The sequence below is a fragment of the Micromonospora echinofusca genome, from assembly GCF_017614955.1.
Taxonomy (GTDB): Bacteria; Actinomycetota; Actinomycetes; order Mycobacteriales; family Micromonosporaceae; genus Micromonospora; species Micromonospora echinofusca_A.
Genome location: NZ_WVUH01000365.1, coordinates 1 through 6,727, shown reverse-complemented (window position 1 = coordinate 6,727; position 6,727 = coordinate 1). Strand labels below are relative to the sequence as shown.

Annotated in this window: 4 protein-coding genes; all 4 read left to right on the top strand. The window is 72.6% G+C overall.

The annotated features are described in order from the left end of the window. Nucleotides 1-367: 367 nt before the first annotated feature. Complete coding sequence (locus tag GSF22_RS28490; protein ID WP_208816878.1) at nt 368-4,162, top strand: non-ribosomal peptide synthetase; 3,795 nt, start codon at nt 368-370, stop codon at nt 4,160-4,162. Nucleotides 4,163-4,190: 28 nt separating this feature from the next. Beyond that, a complete protein-coding gene (locus tag GSF22_RS28485; protein ID WP_208816876.1) occupies nt 4,191-5,174 on the top strand; it encodes an aldo/keto reductase in 984 nt (327 codons plus the stop codon). Between the two features lie 112 nt (nt 5,175-5,286). After that, nucleotides 5,287-6,024 (top strand): hypothetical protein, encoded by a 738-nt coding sequence (locus GSF22_RS28480; protein WP_208816874.1) that lies wholly within the window; start codon nt 5,287-5,289, stop codon nt 6,022-6,024. Beyond that, nucleotides 6,021-6,727, top strand: a 707-nt coding sequence (locus GSF22_RS28475) for a family 3 encapsulin nanocompartment shell protein (RefSeq protein WP_208816873.1), incomplete at its 3' end; no start/stop codon positions are given. The genes GSF22_RS28480 and GSF22_RS28475, both read left to right, overlap by 4 nt.

Sequence of the window (6,727 nt, the reverse complement as noted above, 5' to 3'; positions counted from 1 at the left end):
GTGCTGGTGGCCGGGGCGGCAGTTGGATCGCCCGCGCGTCGTCGGGTACCTGCCGGATGTCCGGAAAACCTTGCTGTAGTGGGTTTTTCTGCGGGTCTTCCGGCCGGCTTCCGTCCCGGCTCGTCCGGATGCTGGGACGGGACGGGCGGTGCCCTCCGGTTGGCGGGCGGCATTCTGTCGGGTTCCGGGCAGACGGGCCGGTGGTCGTGGACAATTCGTCGGCAAATGCCGACCGGGAGTCGGTAACGTAAAGTTACATATTCCCTACAGTCTATCGGTGTCCTATGGTCCTTGATCAGCGGCCAAATGACCGGCGTCTTTGTCCGAACCCGCCGGAGAGGCCGAAGGGCAACCGCTGGGGGCGCTGATGAGCTCGGTCGACACCGGTTCCGCCGCACCGTTCCTCCGCTCGGACACGCCGACGTACCGTCACGTGTTCCGCCAGCCGGTGGCCGGTGCGCAGGTGTCCGTCCGGTCGGGTACGACCGTCCCGACCCGCCAGCCCGGCGCCACCCCGCCACCCGTCGGGGACCTCGTGCCGGACCTGGCGCTGGCGGCCATGGAGACAGCGGTCCGGCTCGCCCGGGAACTGCCCGTACGGGTGGTCGCCGGTGACCTGACCGTGCACCTGCCGGGCTGGCCGGAGCGGCTGCGCCGGCTCGACGGAGCGTCGGCGAGGGCGACGGTACGCGAGATGTTCGCCACGCCGGCCGCCGGTGAGTCTCCCGCCACGCCGGCCGCCGGTGGCCCTCCCGCCACTCCGGGTGACCCGGCCGACGGCCACCTGGTGGTCCTGCTCGACTCTGGTGCGTCCGTCGAGCCGCCGTCCGGCAACCCCGCCGTCCTGCTGATCTGCCAGGTCGACGCCGAGGGGATCACGGTGACCGCCCGGGGTGGGCCGGGCGATCCCTGGCTACCCGGCCTGCCGGCGGTGGCCGAGATCTTCGCCGAGGTGGCGGGTGCCCTGCTCGCCGACCGGAGCCTGGCACCGGCGGCGGCCGAGGGGATCGGTGCCGCGTCCCGGGCCACGGCGCTCGGGGCGTACGCGGGCCACGCGGTCGCCGACGGTCCGTTCCGGGCCATCCCCACCCTGATCGAGGAACAGGTGGACCGGACCCCGCACCGGCCGGCGGTCTCCTTCCAGGGGCGCCGGTTGACCTACCGTCGGCTGGACCTGGTGGCCAACGGGCTGGCGCTGCGGTTGACCGACGCGGGGGTCCGGGCCGGGGACGTGGTGCCGGTCCTGCTCGCCGACGGGCTGGAGCTTCCGGTGGCGTACCTGGCCCTGATGAAGCTCGGGGCGGCGTTCGTACCCTTCGATCCCGCCTGGCCGGACGACCGGCTGCGGGCCGCGCTGCGGGTGCTGGCCCCCCGGGTGGTGCTGGCCGCCGACAACCGGCCGCTGCCCGGTGACCCGTCGCCGCGTGTGGTGCCGGTGGCCATCGAGGACATCGCGCCCCACCCGGAGCGGCCGGGGCGGTCGATCGGGCCGGACGACCTGATCTACGGCATCTTCACCTCCGGTACCACCGGCGTGCCCAAGTGCGCGATGAACCGGCACGACGGTCTGGCCAACCGGTTCCGGTTCATGACCCGGTACTTCGCGGCGAACGGCGGGGAGGTGGTGCTGCAGAACAGCCGGCACACCTTCGACTCGTCGGTGTGGCAGCTGTTCTGGCCGTTGACCACCGGGGGGCGGGTGGTCGTGCCGGCGCAGGGGGAGTTCCTGAACCTGGAACACGTGATCGACACGATCGCGGCCGAGCGGATCACCATCACCGACTTCGTACCGAGTATCTTCAATGTGCTCGTGTCCATGGTCGACCGCGATCCGGCGGCACTCGCCCGGCTGGCCTCGCTGCGTCACCTGATCGTCGGTGGGGAGGAGATCAACCCCTCGATGGTGCGCCGGTTACGGGAGCTCCGTCCGCAGATCAGGATCACCAACGGGTACGGGCCGACGGAGACCTCCATCGGCATGGTCTTCCATCCGGTGTCCGCTGCGGACGGTGACGTCATCCCGATCGGCCGGCCGATCGACAACTGCTACGCGGTGGTGGCCGACGCCGACCTGCGTCCCCTGCCTCCCGGTGCAACCGGGGAGATCCTGGTCGGCGGGGTGTGTCTGGGCACCGGCTACTTCGCCGCGCCGGGGCGTACCGCCGAGGTGTTCGTGCCCAACCCGCTGCCCGAGATCCCCGGCTCGCGGCTCTACCGCACCGGCGACCTGGGGCACTTCGCCCCGGACGGGCGGCTCTACTTTGCCGGCCGGCGGGACTTCCAGGTCAAGGTCAACGGGGTACGGCTCGAACTCGGTGAGATCGAGACGGCGGCGGCGGGCTGCCCCGGGGTGCGGCAGGCGAAGGCGCTCGCGGTCCGGCGGGACGGGCACACCCTGCTGGCCCTCTTCGCCGAGAGCGGCGAAGCCGCAGCCACCGGGCCGGCAACCAGCGAACCGGCGGTCGCCGGGCCGGGCGGCGCGGCACCGGTGACCGAGGCTGCCGTCGCCGCGCACCTACGTCGGGTGCTGCCCCGGATCAACCTGCCCCGGCACATCTTCGTCCTACCGGCCCTGCCGCTGACCGCCAACGGGAAGGTCGACCGGGAGCAGTTGCGCCGGCTGGTGGAACGCCGGCTGGTCGAGGACGCCGCACAGGTGGCCGCCGGGGATGCCCCCGCCACCCGGACGGACCGGGTACTGGCGGTCTTCCGGCGGGTGCTGGGCAACCCCGGGTTGACCGCCGACGTCGACTTCCGGGCGGCGGGCGGCGACTCCATCCAGGCGGTGTCCCTGGCGGTGGCGCTGACCGGGGAGACCGGGGTGGAGATCGGGGTGGCGGACCTGTTCGCGCAGCCGACGCCGGCCGGGCTCGCCGCCCTGGTCGCGCTGCGGGCCGCCGGTGACGACCGGACCGAACCGGAGGCCACGCTCGTCGAGCGGGACGCCGAACTGCCGGTCGGACTGGTGGTGGCCGGGGTGACCCGGCCCCGTCCACCCCGGACCGTGCTGCTCACCGGCGGGACCGGTTTCGTCGGCAGCCGTCTCGTGCACGACCTGCTCGCCGACACCGACGTCCGGGTGTCCTGCCTGACCCGGGCCGCCGACGACGCCGCCGCCACCGACCGGGTGGTCCGGGCGTTGGCCGGGCGCGGCCTGTGGCGGCCCGGCTTCGGTGACCGGCTGACCGGGTACGCGGCCGACCTGGGCCGGCCCGACCTGGGCCTGAGCCCCCGGCTCTGGGACCACCTGGGGCGTACCGTCGACCTCGTCCTGCACAACGGCGCGCTGGTCAACTTCCTCTTCGACTACCGCGCGCACCGGCCGGCGAACGTGCACGGCACGGCGGAACTGCTCCGCCTGGCCATGCACCACCGGCCCGTACCGCTGCACTACGTCTCCACCCTCGGGGTGCTCGACACCGAGGCCGTGCGGTGGGACGAGCCGGTACCGGAGGACCACGACCCGGCCCACGCGGTGCCGCCGGTCAGCGGGTACAGCCGGTCGAAGTGGGTCGCCGAACGGTATCTCGGCGCGGCGCGGCGCCGGGGCGCGACGGTCACCGTGCTGCGGCTGGGCGAGGTGATGCCCGACGCGGACAGCGGACAGCCGAACCGGTCGGCGCTGACGCATCTGCTGCTGGCCGCCTTCGACCGGTTGGGTGTCCGCCCGGCCGTGTCGATCCGGTCCGACCACACCCCGGTGGACTACGTGTCCCGGCGGGTGGTCGCCGCGGTGCTCGACCCCGGCGTGTGGGGCGAGCCGGTGCACCTGTTCCACCCGCAGAGCGTCGACTTCGCCGACCTGCCGGAGCCGGCGGGTACCGGCCCGGACCGGGTCAGTTGCGCGGAGTTCCTCGCTGTGGCCCGGGCGGCGGCCACGGAGACCGGAGACGCCGGGCTGCATACCCTGCTGTCGCTGCTGCCGGCCCCGTCGAGCGGGGACGAGGAGCAGTTGCGTCGCGGGTTCGCCGCCCTGCTCGTCGACAATCCGCGACTGTTCCGGCGGGACCGCTGCGCGCGGTGGGAGCAGCGCTGGGGACTGGCCGACGGGCACCCGTTGGCCCCCTCGATGGAGGCGTACCGGAACTGGCGGGCCCGGCAGGCGGGCGACCCGGATCCGGACAGCGGGCTGCTGGTGCCCTCCGGGCCGCAGACCAGGTGAACAGAACAGCACAGAGATGGGGAGCGGAATGCGGTATCGCAGGATCGGCCGGCTCGGCTGGGAGGTCAGCGAGGTCGGGTACGGCATGTGGGGCATCGGGGGAGGCCCGGGTGGCTTCACCGGATGGGACTACGACACCGCGCCGAAGTGTCTGGACGAGGCGGTCGAACAGGGCTGCAACTTCTTCGACACCGCCTGGGTGTACGGCCGGGGGATCAGTGAGCAGCTGCTCGGCGGGCTGCTCCGGCGCCACCCGGACCGGCGGCTCTACGTGGCCACGAAGATCCCCCCGAAGAACCGGGAGTGGCCGCCCGGCCCCGCCGACACCCTCGACGACGTGTTCCCCGCCGAGCACATCCGGGAGTACACCGAGAAGAGCCTGGAGAACCTGGGCGTCGACCGGATCGACCTGCTCCAGTTCCACGTCTGGGAGGACCGGTGGGCCGGCGACCAGCGTTGGCAGGACGTGATCACCGATCTCAAGCGGCAGGGCAAGGTCGACGGGGTCGGGATCAGCGTCAACCGGTGGGAACCGGCCAACTGTCTCGCGGCGCTCGACACCGGGCTGATCGACGTCGTCCAGGTCATCTACAACATCTTCGACCAGGCCCCGGAGGACGAGTTGTTCGTCCGGGCGCAGGCCGACGACGTCGGCATCATCGCCCGGGTACCGTTCGACGAGGGTACCCTCACCGGCACGTTGACCGCCGACACCACCTGGCCGGAGGGGGACTGGCGCAACACCTACTTCGGGCCGGAGAACCTGCTGCCCAGTGTGGAGCGGGCGCAGCGGCTGGCCCCGGAGGTCCCGGACGGGATGACCATGCCGGAGCTGGCGTTGCGGTTCATCCTGGCCCACCCGGCGGTGAGCACGGTCATCCCGGGGATGCGTCGGCTGGAGCACGTCCGGGCCAACCTCGGGGTCAGCGACGGCGTACGTCTCGACCCGGCCCTGCGGGACCGGCTGCGGGCGCACCGGTGGGACCGTACCCCGACCGCGTGGTCGCAGTGAGCGTCGGTCGACCGGGCGGCCGGGCACCGGCCGCCCGCCGGCCGGGTTGTCCGGTTGTCCGGTCGACCGGCGGTCCACCGGCCCGCCGGCCCGGACCTGCGGCGGTGCGGCCGTGACCGTCGTCGCGATGTGGGCCCACCCCCGGGCGGTCTCCACCGCCTTCCTCCGCATGATGATCGCCCGGGGCGACGTGACGGTGGTGCACGAGCCGCTGGTGACCCTCTTCGACACCGGCGGCGTCACGCTGCCCGCGCCGGACGGCGGCACGGTCACCGTCACCACCCCGGACGAGGTGCACGCGCACCTGCGGGAGCTGGGCCGGCACCGGCCGGTCTTCGTCAAGGACACCCTGGAGTACCGGTACCAGCACCTGTTCGACCACCCGGAGCGGGTCGCCGACATGGTGCACACCTTCATCGTCCGGGAACCGGCCCGCACGATCAGTTCGCACCACGCGATCAAACCCACCGTGAGCTGCCCGGAGATCGGCTTCGAACACCAGTGGGACCTGTTCGAGCTGGTCCGCCGGACCGCCGACCGGCCGCCGGTGGTGATCTCCGCCGAGGCGCTGCTGCGGGCCCCCGGGCCGGTGGTGTCCGCCTGGTGCGCGGCGGTCGGCCTGCCGTACCGGCCGGAGGCGCTGCACTGGACGCCGGAGGACCGTCCGGAGTGGCAGCGCACCCGCAAGTGGCACCTGGACGTGGGGGACAGCTCCGGTTTCCAGCCGGTGACCAAGTCCTTCGAGGCCACCGTGGACACCGACCCGGTCCTGCGGTCCTACTACGAGTACCACCGACCCTTCTACGAGCGTCTCATCCAGCACGCCATCTCCATCGGGGAGGACCAGTGAGCACCGCCACCGTCGAGACCTTCACGGCCAGCGAGACCCTGTCGCCGGGGCAGCTCTTCGCCCGCGCGTACGCCGCCGACCCGGCCGCCGCCGAGGTCCGCTTCGACTACACCGTCACCGACGCGTTCCAACCCACCAAGGAACGTCCCCGGGTGACGGTGCGTAACCTGTTCCGGAAGCGTCCGGTCGGTCTGGAGCCGGTCCGGTTCTGGTGCGAGGCCCGCCCGGACGCCGAGGAGGCGAAGGCGGTACACGAGTCGGACCTGCGCCGGGAGGCGGCCTTCCGGTTCGGCATGGCCGCCGCCCAGGTGCACCCGATCCGGGCCTGGGTGCAACTGCCCGAGGAGTTGGCCGACGACCCGGAGGCGCTGGCCGTCTTCATCGACTACCGGCTGCTGGTCCGGCTGGCGACCGCCGAGAACCAGGCGCTGACCATCGGCGAGGGTGGGCTGCTGCGGCACCCGGAGATCGCGAAGCTGCCGTACACCGACAGCTACGTGACCGGTCTGCTGGACGCCTGCGACGAGATCGAGCAGACCGGGGCCACCCCGCACGCGATGATCGTCAATCCCCGGGACTACTACGCCCACCTGCTCGGCAGGGGTTCGCTGCTGACCGACCTGACCCGCAACGCGGTGCAGATCAGCCGGACCCGGATGGTGCCCCCCGGTACCGCCGTGGTGGGTGACTTCGCGATGGCGGC